Origin of the sequence: Caballeronia sp. NK8 (assembly GCF_018408855.1) — a bacterium.
In the GTDB taxonomy this organism is placed as follows: Bacteria; Pseudomonadota; Gammaproteobacteria; order Burkholderiales; family Burkholderiaceae; genus Caballeronia.
Genome location: NZ_AP024322.1, coordinates 630214 through 648924, shown reverse-complemented (window position 1 = coordinate 648924; position 18711 = coordinate 630214). Strand labels below are relative to the sequence as shown.

At 66.1% G+C, this 18711-nt stretch carries 15 protein-coding genes; 12 read left to right on the top strand and 3 right to left on the bottom strand.

Going from position 1 to position 18711, the window contains the following annotated elements:
* The first annotated feature begins 1 nt into the window (after position 1).
* From NK8_RS03010 to NK8_RS02990, 5 genes are all read left to right on the top strand, one after another.
* Complete coding sequence (locus NK8_RS03010; protein ID WP_213227358.1) at positions 2 to 1663, top strand: ABC transporter substrate-binding protein; 1662 nt, start codon at positions 2 to 4, stop codon at positions 1661 to 1663.
* Positions 1664 to 2683, top strand: coding sequence for an ABC transporter permease (locus tag NK8_RS03005; RefSeq protein ID WP_213227356.1), 1020 nt, complete (start codon positions 1664 to 1666; stop codon positions 2681 to 2683).
* Positions 2680 to 3543, top strand: a complete 864-nt coding sequence (locus NK8_RS03000; RefSeq protein ID WP_162065029.1) for an ABC transporter permease — start codon at positions 2680 to 2682, stop codon at positions 3541 to 3543. The genes NK8_RS03005 and NK8_RS03000 overlap by 4 nt, the downstream gene beginning before the upstream one ends.
* Entirely contained in the window at positions 3540 to 5609 is a 2070-nt protein-coding gene (locus tag NK8_RS02995; protein ID WP_213227353.1) for an ABC transporter ATP-binding protein, read from the top strand. Before NK8_RS03000 ends, NK8_RS02995 begins: the two co-directional genes overlap by 4 nt.
* Positions 5610 to 5763: 154 nt before the next feature.
* Complete coding sequence (locus NK8_RS02990; RefSeq protein ID WP_225936232.1) at positions 5764 to 6132, top strand: Rap1a/Tai family immunity protein; 369 nt, start codon at positions 5764 to 5766, stop codon at positions 6130 to 6132.
* 12 nt (positions 6133 to 6144) lie between these two features.
* On the opposite strand, the gene NK8_RS02985 is transcribed toward NK8_RS02990, so the two are convergent.
* Positions 6145 to 6993, bottom strand: coding sequence for an aldo/keto reductase (locus NK8_RS02985; protein WP_213227351.1), 849 nt, complete (start codon positions 6991 to 6993; stop codon positions 6145 to 6147).
* A gap of 607 nt (positions 6994 to 7600) precedes the next feature.
* Here NK8_RS02985 and NK8_RS02980 point away from each other — a divergent pair.
* A complete protein-coding gene (locus NK8_RS02980; RefSeq protein ID WP_213227349.1) occupies positions 7601 to 8599 on the top strand; it encodes a LysR family transcriptional regulator in 999 nt (332 codons plus the stop codon).
* 75 nt (positions 8600 to 8674) lie between these two features.
* Here the strand turns inward: NK8_RS02980 and NK8_RS02975 are convergent, their stop codons facing one another.
* The gene (locus NK8_RS02975) at positions 8675 to 9181 is read right to left on the bottom strand and encodes a hypothetical protein (protein WP_162065025.1); all 507 of its coding nucleotides are present in this window, start codon (positions 9179 to 9181) and stop codon (positions 8675 to 8677) included.
* Between the two features lie 233 nt (positions 9182 to 9414).
* Here NK8_RS02975 and NK8_RS02970 point away from each other — a divergent pair, with 233 nt between their 5' ends.
* Genes NK8_RS02970 through pdeM form a run of 4 tightly spaced genes read left to right on the top strand, consistent with a single transcriptional unit; the run spans position 9415 to position 15340 of the window.
* On the top strand, positions 9415 to 10443 hold the full coding sequence (locus NK8_RS02970) for a ligase-associated DNA damage response exonuclease (protein WP_213227347.1): 1029 nt from the start codon (positions 9415 to 9417) through the stop codon (positions 10441 to 10443).
* Positions 10440 to 12095: an ATP-dependent DNA ligase gene (locus NK8_RS02965; RefSeq protein WP_213227345.1), complete on the top strand. Its 1656-nt coding sequence runs from the start codon at positions 10440 to 10442 to the stop codon at positions 12093 to 12095. The genes NK8_RS02970 and NK8_RS02965 overlap by 4 nt, the downstream gene beginning before the upstream one ends.
* Positions 12092 to 14656 carry a ligase-associated DNA damage response DEXH box helicase gene (locus NK8_RS02960; RefSeq protein ID WP_213227342.1) on the top strand — a complete coding sequence of 855 codons (2565 nt, stop codon included), beginning with the start codon at positions 12092 to 12094 and terminating at the stop codon, positions 14654 to 14656. The genes NK8_RS02965 and NK8_RS02960 overlap by 4 nt, the downstream gene beginning before the upstream one ends.
* Complete coding sequence (gene pdeM, locus NK8_RS02955) at positions 14657 to 15340, top strand: ligase-associated DNA damage response endonuclease PdeM (protein ID WP_213227339.1); 684 nt, start codon at positions 14657 to 14659, stop codon at positions 15338 to 15340.
* On the opposite strand, the gene NK8_RS02950 is transcribed toward pdeM, so the two are convergent.
* Complete coding sequence (locus NK8_RS02950) at positions 15303 to 15746, bottom strand: hypothetical protein (protein WP_213227337.1); 444 nt, start codon at positions 15744 to 15746, stop codon at positions 15303 to 15305. The two genes, pdeM and NK8_RS02950, sit on opposite strands and share 38 nt — an antisense overlap.
* A gap of 313 nt (positions 15747 to 16059) precedes the next feature.
* Here NK8_RS02950 and NK8_RS02945 point away from each other — a divergent pair, with 313 nt between their 5' ends.
* Positions 16060 to 17232: an MFS transporter gene (locus NK8_RS02945; protein WP_162065020.1), complete on the top strand. Its 1173-nt coding sequence runs from the start codon at positions 16060 to 16062 to the stop codon at positions 17230 to 17232.
* A 22-nt stretch (positions 17233 to 17254) separates the two neighbouring features.
* Positions 17255 to 18415: an MFS transporter gene (locus NK8_RS02940; protein WP_213227335.1), complete on the top strand. Its 1161-nt coding sequence runs from the start codon at positions 17255 to 17257 to the stop codon at positions 18413 to 18415.
* Positions 18416 to 18711 lie beyond the last annotated feature (296 nt).

Genomic DNA, 18711 nt, shown 5'->3' with positions numbered 1-18711 from the left:
GATGAAGAAACCTTCGACCGACGCGCATCTCCTCGATCTCGCCCGCCCGCATGCGGGTGAACTGGGCAATCACGCGATCGACGAATTCAAGGCCGGCCGCCTGACGCGCCGCGAACTGTTGCGCCACGCGAGCGTGCTGGGCGTGGCGTTGACGGCAGGCGGCCTGTTCGGCATGCCGTCCGCACGCGCGCAGGGCGCGGGCAAGCCGGGCGGCACGATCCGCGTCGCGCATCTGATGCCGGCGGGCGCCGTCGATCCGCTCACCGTGACGGACGCCGCCGGTCTCGCGCTCATCAACCAGACGGGCGAATTCCTGATCGACGACGACAGCGAGCATCTGACGCTCAAGCCCGCGCTGGCGCTGTCGTGGTCGTCGAATGCGAAGGGCGACGTGTGGACCTTCAAGTTGCGCCAGAACGTGAAGTTCCACGACGGCCAGCCGATGACCGCGAAGGACGTCGTCGCGACCTTCAACCGCCTGTCCGATCCGGGCGCGGGCTCGGCTGCGCTTTCGGTGCTCAAGGGCGTGCTGTCGAAGGACTCGGCGAAGGCCGTCGACGATCACACCGTCGAGTTTCATCTCGATGCGCCCAACGGCAATTTCCCGTACTACGTTTCGTCGAATACGTATAACGCGGTGATCCTGCCGGCCAGTTTCACCGGCCCCTATGAAAAGACCTTCATGGGCACGGGCGCGCTGAAGCTGGAGAAATACACGCCGAAGGTCGGTGCGTCGTTCGTGCGCAATCCCGACTACTGGGGCGAGAAGTCCTTGCCCGATCGCGTGAGCTTCTCCTTCTACGCGGACCAGCAGGCGCAACTCCTGGCGATGCAAGGCCGCCAAGCCGACGTGATGGGCGATTTCACCGTGCAGGGCGGCGTCTCGATCCTCACGAATCCGCAGTTCAAGGTGCTGGGCACGAAATCGAGTTCGCATCGGCAGATTCACATGCGTTGCAACATGGGCGCGTTCAAGGACAAGCGCGTGCGTCAGGCACTGGCGCTCGCGATCGACCGCGAAGTGATCGTCAAGGGACTGTTTCGCGGCCGCGCGCAGGTCGGCAACGACAGCCCGTTCGCGCCGGTGTTTCCGTCGAGCGATCTCACCGTGCCGCAACGCAAGATCGATATCGCTCAAGCGAAGAAATTGATGAGCGAGGCAGGCGTCGCGAACGGCTTCGACATCACGCTGACGACCGAGAAGTACATGGAGATTCCCGATCTCGCGGTGGTCGTGCAGAACGCGGCGAAGGCCGTCGGCATCCGCATCCAGTTGAAGGTGGAAAGCCAGGACCTTTATTACGGCTCAGGCACGTTCGGCAAATCGGACTGGCTGGATTCGCCGCTCGGCATCACGGATTACGGGCATCGCGGCGTGCCGAACGTGTTCCTCAACGCGCCGCTGACGAGCAGCGGCACCTGGAACGCGGCGCACTTCAAGAATCCGGAGTACGACAAACTCGTCGCGCAGTTCGTCGCGGCGCTCGATGTCGCCTCGCAGAAGAAGCTCTCAGGCCAGATCCAGCGTCTGTTGCTCGACGAAACGCCGGTCGTGATCCCCTACTTCTACGACCAGCTGATCGTCACGCGGGCGAACGTCTCCGGCGTGCGCTTCAACGCGATCTCGCAGATGTGGTTCGACCGCGCGACGGTGTCCGCGTAAATGAGCACCGTCACGCCGACGGCGCACGCCGCCGACTTCGCCAAAATGAAACGCGTCGTGCGCTTCATCGGCGTGCGGCTGCTGCTCGCGCTCGTCACGCTCTGGCTGCTGTCGATGATCGTGTTCGCCGGCGGCCAGCTCCTGCCCGGCGACGTCGGCCGCGCGATTCTCGGCCCGCTCGCCGATGCGCGCGCCGTCGCGGCGCTCAATCATCAGCTCGGCGTCGACCGGCCGCTTCTCACGCAATACACGAGCTGGATCAGCCATTTCCTGCGCGGCGACATGGGCGAGTCCTATGCGTTTCGCGCGCCGGTCGCGCCGTTCATCGGCAGTGCGCTGTGGGCCTCGGCGAAGCTCGGCGCGCTCGCGTTCATCGTCGTGGTGCCGCTCGGCATCGCGGGCGGCGTGTTTGCGGCGTTGCACGCGGGACGCTGGATCGACCGGCTCATCAGCATCGGCGGACTGACGGCGACGGTTGTGCCGGAGTTCGTCTCGTCGATCGTGCTGATCCTGATCTTCGGCGTATGGCTGCAATGGCTGCCGATCGAAGCGACCGCGCCCGCCGATGCGAACATCCTCGTGCAACTGAAGCATCTGATTCTGCCGGTGCTGCCGCTCGTGCTCGTGTTCTTCGGCTATATCGCGCGGATGGCGCGCGCGGGCACCGTCGAAGCGCTCGACGCCGACTACACGCGCACCGCGATTCTCAAGGGCTTGCCGCAACGCGTCGTGATCGTGCGGCATGTGCTGCGCAACGCGCTGCTGCCGACCGTGACCGTCGCCGCGACGCAGCTCGGCTACATGATCGGCGGGCTCGTCGTGGTGGAGACGCTGTTTCACTACCAGGGCATCGGCTCGCTGATCTACACCGCCGCGCGGGGCAAGGACTTTCCGATGCTCGAAGCCGGCGTGCTGACCATCGGCGTGATCTATACGGCGGCGAATCTGATCGCCGACGCGCTCTACGTCGTGCTCAATCCGCGCCTGCGCACCGCCGATTCCTCCGGAGACGCGCGATGAGCACGGCCACCGCGTCCCCCGCGCCCGTCAAACCCAGACGCTTCGAAGCGCTCGGCGCACTGCTGCGTTCGGGCACCTTTGTGCTCGGCGTGCTGATCCTGCTGTTCTGGGTCGCGTGCGCGCTCTTCGGCCACTGGCTCGTGCCGCACGATCCTTACGCGTCGGACCCGCTTAATTCGCTCGTCGCGCCGTCCGCCGATCACTGGTTCGGCACCGATCAGCTCGGCCGCGACGTGTTCGCGCGCGTGATCGTCGGCTCGCGTGACATCCTGACCATCGCGCCTCTGGCGACCTTGCTCGGCACGGCGGCGGGCACGGCGATCGGGCTCGTCGTCGGCTATTTCGACGGCTGGGTCGATGCCGTCATCGGCCGCGCGATCGATGCGCTGCTCGCGTTGCCGCTCGTGATCGTCGCGCTGCTCGCGCTGGCGGCCGTCGGCGCGAGCAACACGACGGTGATTCTCGTCATCGGCCTGACCTTCGCGCCGATCACCGCGCGCACGGTGCGCGCCGCCGTGCTGAGCGAACGGCACCTGGACTACGTACTTGCGGCGCAACTGCGCGGCGAAAACGCGCTCTACATCATGTTTGCGGAGATTCTGCCGAACGTGCTGCCGCCGATCATCGTCGAGGCGACGGTGCGGCTCGGCTACGCGATCTTCGCGGTCGCGACGCTCTCGTTCCTCGGCTTCGGTATCCAGCCGCCATCGGCCGACTGGGGCCTCGCGCTGTCCGAAAGCTATACGCTGATGGCGGGCGGCGCGTGGTGGACCGTCGTGTTCGACGCCGCCGCGATCGCGTCGCTGGTCGTCGCGGTGAATCTCGTCGCGGATGCCGTGCAAGGAGCGCTCGACCGATGAACGGACCGCCGCCGTCGGCTTTTCCCACGTTCGGCGCCGCCAAAGGCGATCAGGCCGACGCGCTCACGATCGTCGGTCTCACCGTCGCCTATCGGGCGCGCGGACGCGAGCGCGAAGTGCTGCAGGACGTGACGCTGCGCGTGAAGCGCGGCGAGGCATACGGACTCGTCGGCGAATCGGGTTGCGGCAAGTCGACCGCCGCGCTCGCGGTGCTGCGCTACCTGCCGCGCAACGGCCGCGTGAAGGCGGGCCGCATTTCCATCGCCGGGCGCGACGTCGCCACGCTCGACGCCGACGCGCTGCGCGGCATGCGCGCCAACGCCGTATCGATGGTCTATCAGGACCCCGGGCGCGCGCTGAATCCGTCGCTGACGATCGCGCGGCAAGTCTCGGAAGCATTCGAAGTCACGGGCGCGTCCGCCGATGAAGCGCTGTCCCGCACCGCCGAGATGCTGAAGCGCGTGCGCATCGCGTCTCCCGAGCGGGTGATGGATAGTTATCCGCATCAGCTGTCGGGCGGGATGCAGCAGCGCGTCGTCATCGCGATGGCGCTCGCGTGCAATCCCGAACTGCTGATTCTCGACGAACCGACCACCGGTCTCGACGCCACCGTCGAAGCCGAAGTGCTCGATCTCATCGCGCAATTACGTGCGGAACTCGGCACGGCCGTGCTCTTCATCAGCCACAACCTCGCGGTGATCGGGCGCATGTGCGATCGCGTCGGCGTGCTGTACGCGGGCAAGCTCGTCGAGGAAGGCGCCACCGCCGACGTGTTCGCGCAGCCGCGTCACCCGTACACGGTCGGCCTGCTGCGCTGCCTGCCGCGCGAGGGACGCGGCAAGGAAACCGGGCGGCTCGATACGATTCCCGGTTCGCTGCCGCTGCCGGGATCGATCGCGCAGGGCTGCATCTTCGCGCCGCGCTGCAAGCTCGCCGACGAGCGCTGTCTCAACGATGCGCCGCCGCCCTATCGCGTCGCGTCCGCGCACGGCGATCAGATGGCGCGCTGTCACTATCACGAGCGCGCACAGACGCTGCCGCGCTCGACCGAAGAAGCGCCCGCGCCCGTCGAACCTCGCGACGGGCAGCCGCTAGCGCTATCGGCGCGCAATCTCTCCAAAACCTTCCGTGTCGGCGATGAAGAGGTGCGCGCCGTCCACGATGTCTCGCTCGATCTCGAGCAAGGCGAGACGCTCGGTCTCGTCGGCGAATCGGGCAGCGGCAAGACGACGCTCGCCAAGCTCCTGCTCGGTCTCGTGTCGCCGGACAAGGGCGCGTCGCTCGAACTCGACGGCGCGGCGCTGCCCGAACGCGTGACCCGGCGCAGCGAAGAACAGGTGAAGTCGCTGCAGATCGTGTTCCAGAATCCGGATTCCGCGCTGAACCGCGCGCATTCGGTGCGGCGTCTGATCGCGCGTTCGCTGTCGAAGCTCACGGCGCTGCGCGGCGAGGCGAAGGAGCAACGTCTGCATACCCTGACCGAAGCCGTGCGCCTGCCGGCGCGCTATCTGACTTCGCGCACGCGGCAACTGTCGGGCGGGCTGAAGCAGCGCGTCGCCATCGCGCGCGCGTTCGCGGGCGATCCGCGCGTGGTCGTCTGCGACGAGCCGACCTCCGCGCTCGACGTCTCCGTGCAGGCCGCGATCCTCAATCTGCTCGCCGATCTGCAGCGCGAGCGGCGCGTGAGCTACGTGTTCATCTCGCACGATCTGCACGTCGTGCGCTATCTGTCGGATCGCATCGCGGTGCTGTATCTCGGCCGCATCATGGAAATCGGTCGCGCGGCCGCGGTCTTCGACGGCCCGCAGCATCCGTACACCGAAGCATTGCTGTCGTCGGTGCCGTCGCTCGACGGGACGCACGCCAGGCGCATCCGTTTATCGGGCGAATTGCCGAGCGCGGCGAATCCGCCCACGGGCTGCGTGTTCCATACGCGCTGCGGGCGCAAGATCGGCGCGATCTGCGAGACCGAAACACCGCCGTGCCGCGACGCCGGCGATGGCCACGCGATTCATTGCCACATTCCCGTCGACGAATTGCGCGCGCTGCAACGTCAGGCGGACTGACTACGCGCAAGAGGAAGGCGGCTTCATCGGGAACCCGAGCGGAACCAAAGCGGCCGCGCGCGCCTCTCAGGGGACACTGTCCACAACAACGAGGATTCCATCGATGAAACCCGCCCTTTCCGTCGCGCTCAGCACGTTCGCCTTCAGCGTCGCGATGGCCGCGCACGCGCAAACCGCACCGCAAGCCCCGACGCCCGGCGCCGCCGACCCTAGCTTTTCCGCCTACGCGCTCGCGCAGCAGTGCGCCGCGAAGTCCGACAACACGGCGCAAGGGCAATGCGTGGGCGCGGTGCGCGGCATCGTGCGCGGTTATCAATACGGCGTGCTGTTCCTGTCGCAGCGCGCGTCGCTTTCCGATAACGACACGAAGCGCGTGTCGCTGTGCCTGACGGACACGAAAGTGTCCTCGATCGTCGACGATTTCCTCGCCGACGCGAAGCAGGTCAACGAAGCGGATCTGCGGCGCACGCCCGCGGAAGTCGCGGTGCTCGGCTCGGTGCACGCGCATCACGCGTGCACCTGACCGGGCGCGGCATCAAAGCATTTCGAGCGAGCGTTTCGACTTCGGCGGCCTGAACTGCTGATCGATGTCCGCGAGTTCATCGGCGGACAGATCGAGGTCGAGCGCCGCGCGATTCTCGCGGACATGCGCGACGTCCGCCGCCTTCGGAATGGCGAACACCTCCGGTTGCTGCAGAACCCACGCGAGCGCCACCTGAAACGCGGACACGCCGCGCGCCGCCGCGATCTTTTCCAGCGCGCCGCCGCGCGGCAGACGCGCGTGATCGACGGGGCTGTACGCCATCGCGGGCAGGCGCCGCTCGCGCAGCCACGGCAGCAGATCGAACTCCGCTCCGCGCCGCGCGACGTTGTAGAGAATCTGATCGGTTGCGCAAGCGCTGCCGCCATCGAGCGAAAAGAGTTCTTCCATGTCGTCGGTGTCGAAGTTGCTCACGCCCCAGTGACGGATCTTGCCGTCGCGCTGCAACTTCCCGAAACCCGCAACGACGCCTTCAAGATCTTCCCCGCCGCGCCAGTGCAGCAGATACAGATCGATCCGGTCGGTCTTCAGGCGCTTCAGGCTGCGTTCGCACGCGGTCTGCACGCCGCGTTCGCTGCCGTTGTGCGGATACACCTTGCTCACGATGAACAGCTCGTCGCGCCTGTCGCCGAGCGCCTCCGCGATGAGCTTTTCGCTTTCGCCGTCGCCGTACATCTCGGCGGTGTCGATAAGCGTCATTCCCAGCTCGACGCCCTCGCGCAGCGCGGCGATCTCGCTCTTGCGCGCATTCGCGCGTTCGCCCATTTCCCAAGTTCCCTGACCGAGCTTCGGGATCGTTTCGCCGCCCGGGAGCGTTACGCACGCCAGATTCGATTGAGCCATTCAGAAGCCTCCCTTGAGTGTGAGTCGATTATGGCATCGGGAATCAGCGCGGCGATAAGCGTCGCCGCATATCGGCCGGGTTTGAAAGCAAGACTCCAGTCGCGGAATCGATGTTTCTGATCGGATTGGCAGAACGATTTAATTCGCTTCCTTTCGGATTCACACGCGATTCAGATTGTAAGGGCGCTGCAAGAATATTAATCGAGCGTGAAAACCGATAAATAAAATCAACGAAGAGATATATCAATTTCATTTGAATTCAAAAATGCAGCATGAAATGCGAGTTATTAAGCATTCATGACATATATCATAAGAAAATCCACAATTTTATTGTCGAAATGATCGCAACGTCTTATAGTCCCTGAGACAAATCGAAATCAGCCGCCATTAAGAATGGCGCCAAACTGACAAAATTACGCGCCGCACAGGCGCAGTGCATATGGAGGTTTAAAAAAGCGCTTCGCTTACCTAATCTTCGTAACATGGTTATTGCAATATTTGCCGAGTGTCAATATTATCGACTTCACACATCCTTCAGCGATCGGACATGCGCGTGTCGCACTGAGTCGGTCTGGGGCAATGTGACACAACTGAGAGGGCACCAGTGATGAACCAGATCCATGCAATGCGCGTCTTCGTGCGTGTGGCGGATACGGAGAGCTTTCGCCGCGCTGCTCAACAACTCGATGTTTCGAATGCGCTGGTCACTCGGGCAATCGCCATGCTCGAAGCGCATTTGCGAACTCGCCTGATTAACCGCACCACCCGTAATCTTTCTCTCACCGAAGCCGGCACGCGTTATCTCGAGGGTTGCCGCGCGTTGCTCGAGGAACTGGATCATCTCGAGTCCACAGTCACGCACACCGAAGGCGAGCCGAGCGGCACGCTGCGCGTGGTGGCGTCGAGCGCGCTTTCGCTGCTCACGCTGACGCCGCTCGTCGACGGCTTTCGCAAGCTCTATCCGAAGGTCAATGTGCGCCTGACGCTCGCGGAACGCCATGTCGATCTCGTCGAGGACGGCTACGACGTGGGCATCGTCACCGCGTTCATGGTGTCGAGCACGGCGCTCATCGAGCGGCCCGTCGGCACCAATGCGCTCGTTCCGGTCGCGACGCCGGCGTTCGTGGCCGAGCACGGCATGCCCGGCTCGCCCACGGATCTGCACAACTTCCCGTCCGTCGGACTGCCGAACGAGATGCGCAGCCAGACCTGGCACTTCCGGCATCGCCTGGGCGACGCCGACCAGATCACGCTCGCGCCCGTGTACACGGTCAACAACGGCCTGATGGTGCGTCTCGCCACGCTCAAGGGCATGGGCTTTTCGATCCTGCCCGAGGGCATCGTGCAGGCGGATCTGAAGGACGGCACGCTCGTGCGCCTTCTGGAGGACTACTCCATCGATGATCCGGACATGAAAGTGTCGATCGTCTATCCGGGCCGGCAATATCTGCCCGCCAAGACGCGCTTTTTCATCGACTATGCGCTGGACTATCTGAGCCGGGAATTCGCCGCAGGCAACGGCCGGCCCGACGAAGTGATGCGCCCGCCCATGCAGTCGATCATGCCCATGCAGACGATGCGCGGCGCCTCGGCAACGGCAAACTAACTGAAGCACTGGCGCCCCGAAGCAGCCAGGCGGCGATCCTGCCGTCTGGCCGATCGCGCCGCACTCGCGCCGCACTCAATTCTCCCCGTACTCCGCGCTCGATACATCGGGCGCGGCGCACATCTCGCGCAACAGCGCCGCCTCGCGCTCATGCACTTCCACCGGCATGCATAACGCGCCCGCGTGCGCCATGTAGCGCGCGCGATGCTGCCCGTTGCGAAACGCCACGACCCCTTCCCTGTGCACGCCGAGCAGCCCGAGCAAGCCCGGCGAGCGGCGCACGCTGATCGTCACGTAAGGCATTTCCGGCACGCGCGGATTGTCCGGGTCGAGAAATTCGCGGATGCCGCGAACCTTGCCCGCGTGCCAGTCGTCGACGGCCTTGAGCACGTAATCGGTGTCGTCGCGATTGGCGCACGCGAGCAGCTTCCCGACATCGACGAGCACGACCTGATGGCGCGAACCGTGGCCGGTGAACACGCGCTTCAGACGCACGAAGTCGTACTGAGGATGGCTCTGGAGCCTGACGATCCAGACCGCTTCTGCGGCGGTCGGCGCAACCATCGTATCCATGATCGGCATATGAAGAAGACTGCGGCGCGCGCGCCCCGTGCGCGCGTGTTTCGCTAACGGCGGCCTGAGCGGACACGCGTGAACGAGCGCTCAGGCCAATCAAACTTTTACACCCTGCACGCAATTGATGAAAGCGCTGTGACGGGCACGTCGCGTGCTTTTGTTGCCAGAATCGAACAGTTCCAATTTTCTGGCGGTCGCGCGCGTCACGCGGCTGTCACACACGCATTGCCCATCGACCTGTGGACACTTCTTCCGATCTCATCGTCGCGCGGCCCGAAGGACTTTTCTGTGTGCCGGGCAACTTCCATATCGACCCGTGGCGGCCCGTCGAACGCGCCGTCATCACGCATGCTCATGCGGATCACGCGCGCTTCGGCCACGCGCGCTATCTCGCCGCGCAACCGGGCGTCGGCGTGCTGTTGTCGCGGCTGCCCGGCATCGACGTGCAAGGGCTCGCCTATGGCGAAGCCATCGACGTGAACGGGGTGCGCGTGTCGCTGCATCCCGCCGGACACGTGCTGGGCTCGGCGCAGGTGCGCGTCGAATACAAGGGGCGCGTGTGGGTCGCGTCCGGCGATTACAAGGTCGAACCCGATCCGACCTGCGCGCCGTTCGAGCCCGTGCGCTGCGACACCTTCATCACCGAATCGACGTTCGGCCTGCCGATCTATCGATGGGACCGCTCGCAGGACGTCTTCGACGGCATCGATTCATGGTGGCGGCACAACGCGGCGCAAGGGCGCGCGTCGGTGCTGTTCTGCTATTCGTTCGGCAAGGCGCAGCGCCTGCTCGCGGGCGTCGATGCCGCCATCGGGCCGATCTTCTGTCACGGCGCGGTCGAGCCGCTCAATCGCGCGTACCGCGAGGCCGGCGTTGCGCTGCCGCACACGCGGCCCGTCAGCGAGATCGCCGCGAAGGACAAGGCCGCGTTCAAGGGCGCGCTGATCGTCGCGCCGCCGTCCGCGCAAGGCAGCACGTGGATGCGCCGCTTCGGCGAGTACAGCGATGCCTTCGCGTCCGGCTGGATGCGTCTGCGCGGAACACGCCGCCGCAAGGGTGTCGATCGTGGCTTCGTGCTGTCCGATCACGCCGACTGGCCGGGCCTGCAACTCGCGATCGGCGCGACGGGCGCGCAACGCGTTATCGTCACCCACGGACAGATCGAGCCGATGGTGCGCTGGCTGCGCGAGCAGGGACTGGACGCGGGCGCCTTCAAGACCGAATACGGCGACGACGCCATCGAAGCCGACACGGCCCAGGCATCATGAAACGCTTCGCGACGCTCTACGCCGCGCTCGACGCGACCACCTCGACCAACGAAAAGCTCGAAGCGCTGATCGCGTATTTCTCGGGCGCGGAACCGGAAGACGCAGCGTGGGCGTCGTACTTTCTCGCGGGCGGCAAGCCGCGCCAGTCGGTGCCGACGCGCCTCATCACCGAGTTCGCGCGCGAACGCGCGGGTCTGCCGGAATGGCTTTTCGAGGAGTCGTATCAGGCGGTCGGCGATCTCGCCGAAACCATCGCGCATGTGTTGCCGCCCGCGTCGGGCGAATCGTCGCTCGGGCTCGCGCAGTGGATCGAGGACCGCGTGCTGACGTTGCGCGGCGCGAATCCGGCTGAGTTGCGCGAACGGCTGCTGGGCTACTGGGACGAACTGAACTGGAGCGAGCGCTTTCTCCTGACGAAGCTGATCGGCGGCGGCTTTCGCGTGGGCGTCGCGCGGCAGCTCGTCGTGCGCGCGCTGGCCGCCGTCGCGGGCGTCGATCACAAGCGTATCGCGCAACGCATGGTCGGCTGGACCGATTCGCGTCAGACACCGAGCGCCGCGCGTTATCTGCGGCTGATCGCGCCCGCTGCCGAAGGCGACGATGTCGATACGCCGCACGAAAGCGATCTCGGCCTGCCCTATCCGTTCTTTCTCGCCCATCCGCTGCAGGCCGATCCGGCGACGCTCGGTTCGCCCGCCGGCTGGATCGTCGAATGGAAGTGGGACGGCATACGCGCGCAGCTCGTGAAGCGCGCGGGCCGCGTGTGGATCTGGTCGCGCGGCGAGGATCTCGTCACCGAGCGCTTTCCCGAGCTCGCCGCGCTCGGCGCCGCGCTGCCGGACGGCACCGTGATCGACGGCGAGATTCTCGCGTGGGAACCGGGCGCGAACGCGCCGCTGCCGTTCGCGCGTTTGCAGCCGCGCATCACGCGCAAGTCGCTCACCAAAAAAGTGCTCGCCGATTCACCCGCCGCGCTGCTCGCCTACGATCTGCTCGAAGCCGACGGCCGCGATCTGCGCACCGAGCCGCTCGATGCGCGCCGCGCGAAGCTCGACGCGCTCGCGTCCGATCTCGCCGTGGACTTGCTGCGCGTGTCGCCGATGGTCGTCGCATCGGACTGGACGGCGCTCGCTGCATTGCGCGACGAAAGCCGCGCGCGCGGCGTCGAAGGATTGATGCTCAAGGAGCGCGCGTCGATGTACGGCGTCGGGCGCACGAAGGCATCGGGCACATGGTGGAAGTGGAAGATCGATCCATATTCGATCGACGCCGTGCTGCTCTACGCGCAGCGCGGCCACGGCCGCCGTGCGAGCCTCTACACGGATTTCACTTTCGCCGTCTGGGACGAAGCCGATGGCACGCGCACGCTCGTGCCGTTCGCGAAAGCCTATTCCGGTCTGACCGACGAGGAAATGCGCCAGGTCGATGCGATCGTGCGCAAGACGACCATCGAGAAGTTCGGACCGGTGCGCAGCGTCACGCCCACGCTCGTCTTCGAGATCGGCTTCGAAGGCATACAGGCGAGCCCGCGCCACAAGTCGGGCATCGCGGTGCGCTTTCCGCGCATGCTGCGCTGGCGCACCGACAAGCAGATCGAAGACGCCGATACGCTCGACATCCTCAAGGGCTTTCTGAACGAGGCGACGGCATGAGCGCGCCGCGTCCTCGCCGCGTGCCGCGTACCCGCGCGGCGCAGGCGAAACTCGATGCCGTAGCCGAGTTCACGCCCGCGCCATTCGCGTTCGACGCGAACGAAGCCGCCAGGCCGATCGACGAGCGCATCGCGCGCTGGTTCGACGAACGCGGCTGGCAGCCCTTCGCGTTTCAGCGCGAGGCGTGGCGTGAAATCGAACGCGGCGCGAGCGGTCTGCTGCACGCGACGACCGGCGCGGGCAAGACATGGGCAGTCTGGCTCGGCGCGCTCGCGGCCTATGCGCACGCGCCGCCGAAACCGGCCGCGCTGCCCGCGCCGCTCACCGTCCTCTGGATCACGCCGATGCGCGCGCTCGCCGCCGACAGCGCCCGCGCGCTGCAAAGCGCGGTGAGCGCGCTGTCGGTGCCGTGGACGGTCGGGCTGCGCACCGGCGACACGTCGTCGACCGAACGTGCGCGGCAGAGCCGGCGCATGCCGTCCGCGCTCGTCACGACGCCCGAAAGCCTCACGCTGATGCTCACGCGCGCCAATGCGCAGGAGGAACTCAAGCACTTGCGCATGATCGTCGTCGATGAATGGCACGAGTTGCTCGGCAACAAGCGCGGCACGCAGACGCAACTCGCGATCGCGCGGCTCGCGCACTGGCGGCCCGATCTGCAGATCTGGGGCCTGTCCGCGACGCTCGGCAATCTCGCCCTCGCGCACGACGCCCTGCTGCATCCCGTGAAGACGCCGCGCGTGGTCGTGCGCGGCGCGCAGCCCAAGACGCTCGTCGTCGATACGCTGATTCCCGACACGATCGAGCGCTTTCCGTGGGGCGGGCATCTCGGCGTGCGGCAAGTCGGACCCGTCGCCGATGAAGTCGATCAGGCGCAAAGCTCGCTCGTCTTCACCAACACGCGCTCGCAAGCGGAAATCTGGTATCGCGCACTGCTCGAACTGCGGCCGGAATGGGCGGGCCTGCTCGCGCTGCATCACGGTTCGCTCGACAAGGAGGTGCGCGACTGGGTCGAACAGGGACTCAAGAACGGGCAACTGAAGGCGGTCGTGTGCACGTCGAGCCTCGATCTGGGCGTCGATTTCCTGCCGGTCGATCGCGTGTTCCAGATCGGCTCGCCAAAGGGCGTCGCGCGCCTCATGCAGCGCGCGGGACGCTCGGGTCACGCGCCGGGCCGCGTGTCGCGCGTGACGATCGTGCCGACGCACGCGCTCGAACTCGTCGAAGCGGCGGCGGCGCGCTGGGCGATCCAGGAACGTCGCATCGAAGGACGCGACATGCCGTTGAAGCCGCTCGACGTGCTCGTGCAGCATCTCGTGACGGTGGCGATCGGCGGCGGCTTCACAGCGGCGCAGATGCTCGATGAAGTCCGCAGCGCGTATGCATACCGCGATCTCACGCAGCCGGAGTTCGACTGGGCGCTCGCGTTCGTCGAGCGCGGCGGCGCGTCGCTCGGGGCGTATCCGGACTTTCATCGCGTCGTGAAAGGCGATGACGGCGTGTATCGCGTGCCGCGCGAGGATCTCGTGCGCAGGCATCGCAACAACGTCGGGACGATCGTTGCAAACGCAACCATCAACGTGGCGTACATGACGGGCGGGCGCATCGGCGCCATGGAGGAATCGTTCATCTCGCGTCTGAAGCCCGGCGATGTCTTCACCTTCGGCGGACGCGCGCTCGAACTCGTGCGCGTGCGCGACATGACCGCCTATGTGAAGCGCGCGACCTCGTCGCGCGGTGCGATGCCGCAATGGGCGGGCAGCAAGATGCCGCTCTCGTCGGAACTCGCGGACGCCGCGCTCGTGATGCTCGCGCGCGCCAGCGACGGCATCTACGACGAGCCCGAGATGCGCGCCGTCAAACCGCTGCTCGACTTGCAGGCGAAATGGTCGGCCTTGCCGGGACCCGGCGTGCTCGTCGTCGAACTGGTGCGCTCGCGCGAAGGGCATCACTTTTTCTGCTATCCGTTCGCGGGCCGCATGGCGCATATCGGTCTGGGATCGCTGTTCGGCTGGCGCGCGTCACGCGACCAGCCGGGCACGTTTTCCATTTCGATGAACGATTACGGCTTCGAACTGCTGTCGGCCAAGCCGTTCGACTGGGAGACGCTCATCGCGAAAGGACTCTTTTCGCCGCAGAATCTGGAGCACGACATTCTCGCGAGCCTCAACGCGTCCGAGCTTTCGGCGCGGCGCTTTCGCGAGATCGCGCGCGTGTCGGGGCTGATCTATCAAGGTCATCCGGGGCAGCAGAAAAGCGCGCGCCAGTTGCAGGCGTCGAGCGGACTGTTCTACGAAGTCTTCCGCAAGCACGACAGCGGCAATCTGCTGCTCACGCAGGCTGATCAGGAAGTGATGCTGCAGGAACTGGAACTCGGACGCATCCGCGCCGCGCTCGAACGCATGAGCGACAGCCGGCTCGCGCTCACGCACCCGAAGAAGCCGACGCCCTTCGCGTTTCCGCTGATCGTCGCGCGCTTGCGGGAGAAGGTGAGCACGGAGAAGCTGTCGGATCGCGTCGAGCGCATGCTCGCGGATCTGGAGAAGGCGGCGAAAGCATAAATGGAAGCACTGACCATCGATGTGAACGGCCACGCGCTCGTGTTGTCGGCGGAACGCGCGGCGTTCGATCCGCAGGCCAAAAGCCTCTTCATCGCCGATGCGCATTTCGGCAAGGACGCGGTGTTTCGCGCGCGCGGCATTCCGGTGCCTGTCGGCACGACCGGCGAGAGTCTGGCGCGGCTCGATGCGCTCGTCGCCGCGCATCGGCCGGAGTCGATCGTCTTTCTCGGCGATCTGCTGCACGCGCGCGAATCGCACGCCGCCGAAACGCTCGACGCGCTCGCCGCGTGGCGCGCGAAACATCGCGAACTCGCGCTCGTGCTCGTCGAAGGCAATCACGACAGGCACGCGGGCGCGCTGCCCGCCCTGTTCGGCGTCGATGTCGTGAAGGAGCCGCATGCGCTCGGGCCGTGGGCGCTTTGCCATCATCCGCAGACGGTCGATGGCGCTTACGCGCTCGCCGGCCACGAGCATCCGGTGTACCGGCTCGCGACGCGTGTCGACCGTGCGCGCCTGCCGTGCTTTCGCTTCGGCGCGCGCGCGGGCGTGCTGCCGGCGTTCGGCGCGTTCACGGGCGGCTTCGAGGTGAACGGCCACGTGCGCGGCGAAGCGCTCTATGTGATCGCCGGCGAACGCGTGTTCCCGCTCAGTGATAGGTCGTCGTCGACGATTGCAGCTTCGTGAGCTTGCCGCGCTGGAAACCGTACCAGCCGAGATTCGATTGCATCACCACTTCCTCGCCCTGCCAGAACACGCGCCTGACCGTCATGCGCTGATTCACGCGCTGCACGAGCGGCGGATTGCGGCGGAAGTCGTAGAGCAGCGGGCCGGTATCGGATTGCACGAGCATGCGGGTGACGGTATCACTCGCGCCGGACGTTTCGTCGAAGTGCGCGATGCGTTTCGCGTCGAAGCGATCGAACACCTGCGTGTCGATGAGCGCGGCCATGCCGGATTCGTCGCGCAGGAAATGCAGCGCGCCCGCCTTCGTGGCGATGGGACCGGCGGCATCGCTCTGGGCGTGCGCGAGCGCGCCGAGCAGCAACGCGGACGCGATGGCGAAGCGGATACAGATTTTTGTCGGTGACATGTTCGTTCGATAGTTGCAGCGTTTTTCCAACACTCTCCCACGCCGATGGCGCGCAAGGAATGCGCGGCCGCGAGCGTGTTACCGGAAACATCTGACGCATGGCTGCGGCGCGCTGGCAAGACTCATGCGCCGTCGTCGCGTCCGGAAGAATATCCGTTCGGACGCGACGCGGCGCGTGGCAGCCGATATCAGGGTTTATACCAGCATCGAAAATTACCTTTCGGTACAATCCGGGCCTTCAACTCCGCCTTTGCGCCTGCATCGCTCAATCCGACGATGCGCGTGAAGCGTGACACCGCGCGCGCCCTCCGCCATGCCTCTGCCCCTCGTCGCTCTCGCCATTGCCGCGTTCGGCATCGGCACGACCGAATTCGTCATCATGGGCCTGCTGCCCAATGTCGCGCGCGATCTCGCGGTGTCGATTCCGGCTGCCGGCATGCTCGTTTCCGGCTATGCGCTCGGCGTCACCATTGGCGCGCCGATTCTCGCCGTCGTCACCGCGAAGATGCCGCGCAAGAAAGCGCTGATGAACCTGATCGGCGTGTTCATCGTCGGCAATCTGCTGTGCGCGCTCGCGCCGAACTACTGGGTGCTGATGGGCGCGCGCATCGTCACGGCGTTCTGTCACGGCGCATTCTTCGGCATCGGCTCGGTGGTCGCCGCGGATCTGGTCGCACCGAACCGCCGCGCGCAGGCGATCGCGCTGATGTTCACCGGACTCACGCTCGCCAACGTGCTCGGCGTGCCGCTCGGCACCGCGCTCGGCCAGGCGGCCGGCTGGCGCGCGACCTTCTGGGTCGTGACGCTGATCGGCATCGCGGCGGCGGGCGCGCTCGCCGTGTGCCTGCCGAAGCACATCGAGATGCGCGATACCAGCATCCTGCGCGAATTCGACGTGCTCAAGAACCCGCAAGTGCTGATGGTGCTCGGCATCAGCGTGCTCGCGTCGGCCAGTCTGTTCTCGGTGTTCACGTATATCACGCCGATCCTCGAAGACATCACGGGCTTTTCGCCGCACGCGGTCACCTACGTGCTGCTGCTCTTCGGCCTCGGCCTGACGGTGGGCAGCACGCTCGGCGGCAAGCTCGCGGACTGGAAGCTGCTGCGCTCGCTGCTGACCTTCCTGCTCGCGATCGTCGTCATTCTGACGATCTTCGCCGGCACGATGCACGAGCCCGTTTCGGCGATGATCACGATCTTCTTCTGGGGCGTGCTCGCGTTCGCGATCGTGCCGCCGTTGCAGATGCTGATCGTGAACCGCGCGAGCGACGCGCCCAATCTTGCGTCGACGTTGAATCAGGGCGCGTTCAACCTCGGCAACGCGACGGGCGCGTGGCTCGGCGGCTGCGTGATCAGCGCGGGCGCGCCGCTCACGTCGCTGCCGTGGGTCGGCATCATGATGGCGGCGAGCGCGTTCGGTCTCACATTGCTGTCGGCGACGCTCGACAAGCGCGCGCGCCGTCTTTCGATCGGACAAGCCGCCTGATCTTTCGCGGGCGGTACGTTGCATGAAGGGCATTCTCTCGCGTGATTTTCTGGCGCTGATCCTGAGCGTCGCGGTGGTCGGCCTCGGTCTGGGCGCGACGCTGCCGCTGACCGCGCTCGCCTTGACGCAAGCGGGCTACGGCACCGGCATGGTCGGCCTGATGACTGCCATGCAGGCGGGCGGCGGCCTCGCGGTCGCGCCGTTCGCGAGCCGCGTCGCCGTGCGTTGCGGCGCGCGCGAGACGATCGTCGGCACGGTGATCGTCGCGGCGCTGTCCACCATCGCGATGCAGTTCACCGTGGATCTGTGGCTGTGGGCCGTGCTGCGCTTCCTGTGCGGCGCGGCGCTGATGCTGCTTTTCACGATCGGCGAGGCGTGGGTCACGCAGCTCGCCGACGATGCGACGCGCGGCCGCGTCGTCGCCATCTACGCGACCAACTTCACGCTCTTTCAGATGACCGGCCCGGTGCTCGTCAGCATGATCGGCGGCCTGCCGTCGATGCGCTTCGCGATTTGCGGCGCGATCTTTCTGCTGGCGTTGCCCGCGCTCGCGTCGATACGCGGCACGCCGCACGCGCTCGCTTCGGGCGACGGCGAAGGCGAGCACGGCGACTGGCGGCACGTGCTGCCGCGCATGCCGGCGCTCGTGATCGGCACGGGCTTCTTCGCGCTCTTCGACACGCTCGCGCTCTCGCTGATGCCGCTCTTCGCGATGTCGCACGGTATCGGCGAGGAGACCGGCGTGCTGTTCGCCTCCGCGATCCTGTTCGGCGACACGACGATGCAATTCCCGATCGGCTGGCTTGCCGATCGCAGCGGGCGCGCGAAGGTGCATGCGGGTGCGGGGGTCGTCGTGGTGGTGCTGTTGCCGCTGCTGCCGTGGGCGGTCGCGCATCCGTGGATCTGCTGGCCGCTGCTCTTGGTGATCGGCGCGGCGGCGGGCAGCGTCTATACGCTGTCGATCGTCGCGTGCGGTGAGCGCTTCCGCGGGCCGACGCTCGTGTCGGCGACGGCGATCGTCGGGGCGTCGTGGAGCGTGGCGAGCTTCGGCGGTCCGATCGTTGCGGGGACGTTGATGCAGCGCGTCGGCGCGGATGCCTTGATTGGCGTTTTGACTGCGGCGGCGGGGGCTTTTTTGGTGGCCGTTTGGTGGGAATGGCGCAATGGCACGACGCGTCTTTAGGGATGCTGAGGTGTCGCCGGATCCCGTATTCGTGTCGGTCTATTTGCACTGCCCCTGTGCGGGGCGGCAGTCACTTTCTTTGCTGCTGCAAAGAAAGTAACCAAAGAAAGCAGCTCGAGACGCCCGCGGTCACACGCAATTTGGGTATCCTTCTCCTCGCTCGTGGCCTCTGTAGCGAGTGCCCTCACAGGCCACATCGGGCTTGGTCCGCGCACGGTCTGTGACATCGCGCCGCATGTGTGACTGGTTCAGCACGAAATGGCTCCGGCCCGCTGCGCGGCCGACGGGTACATCGG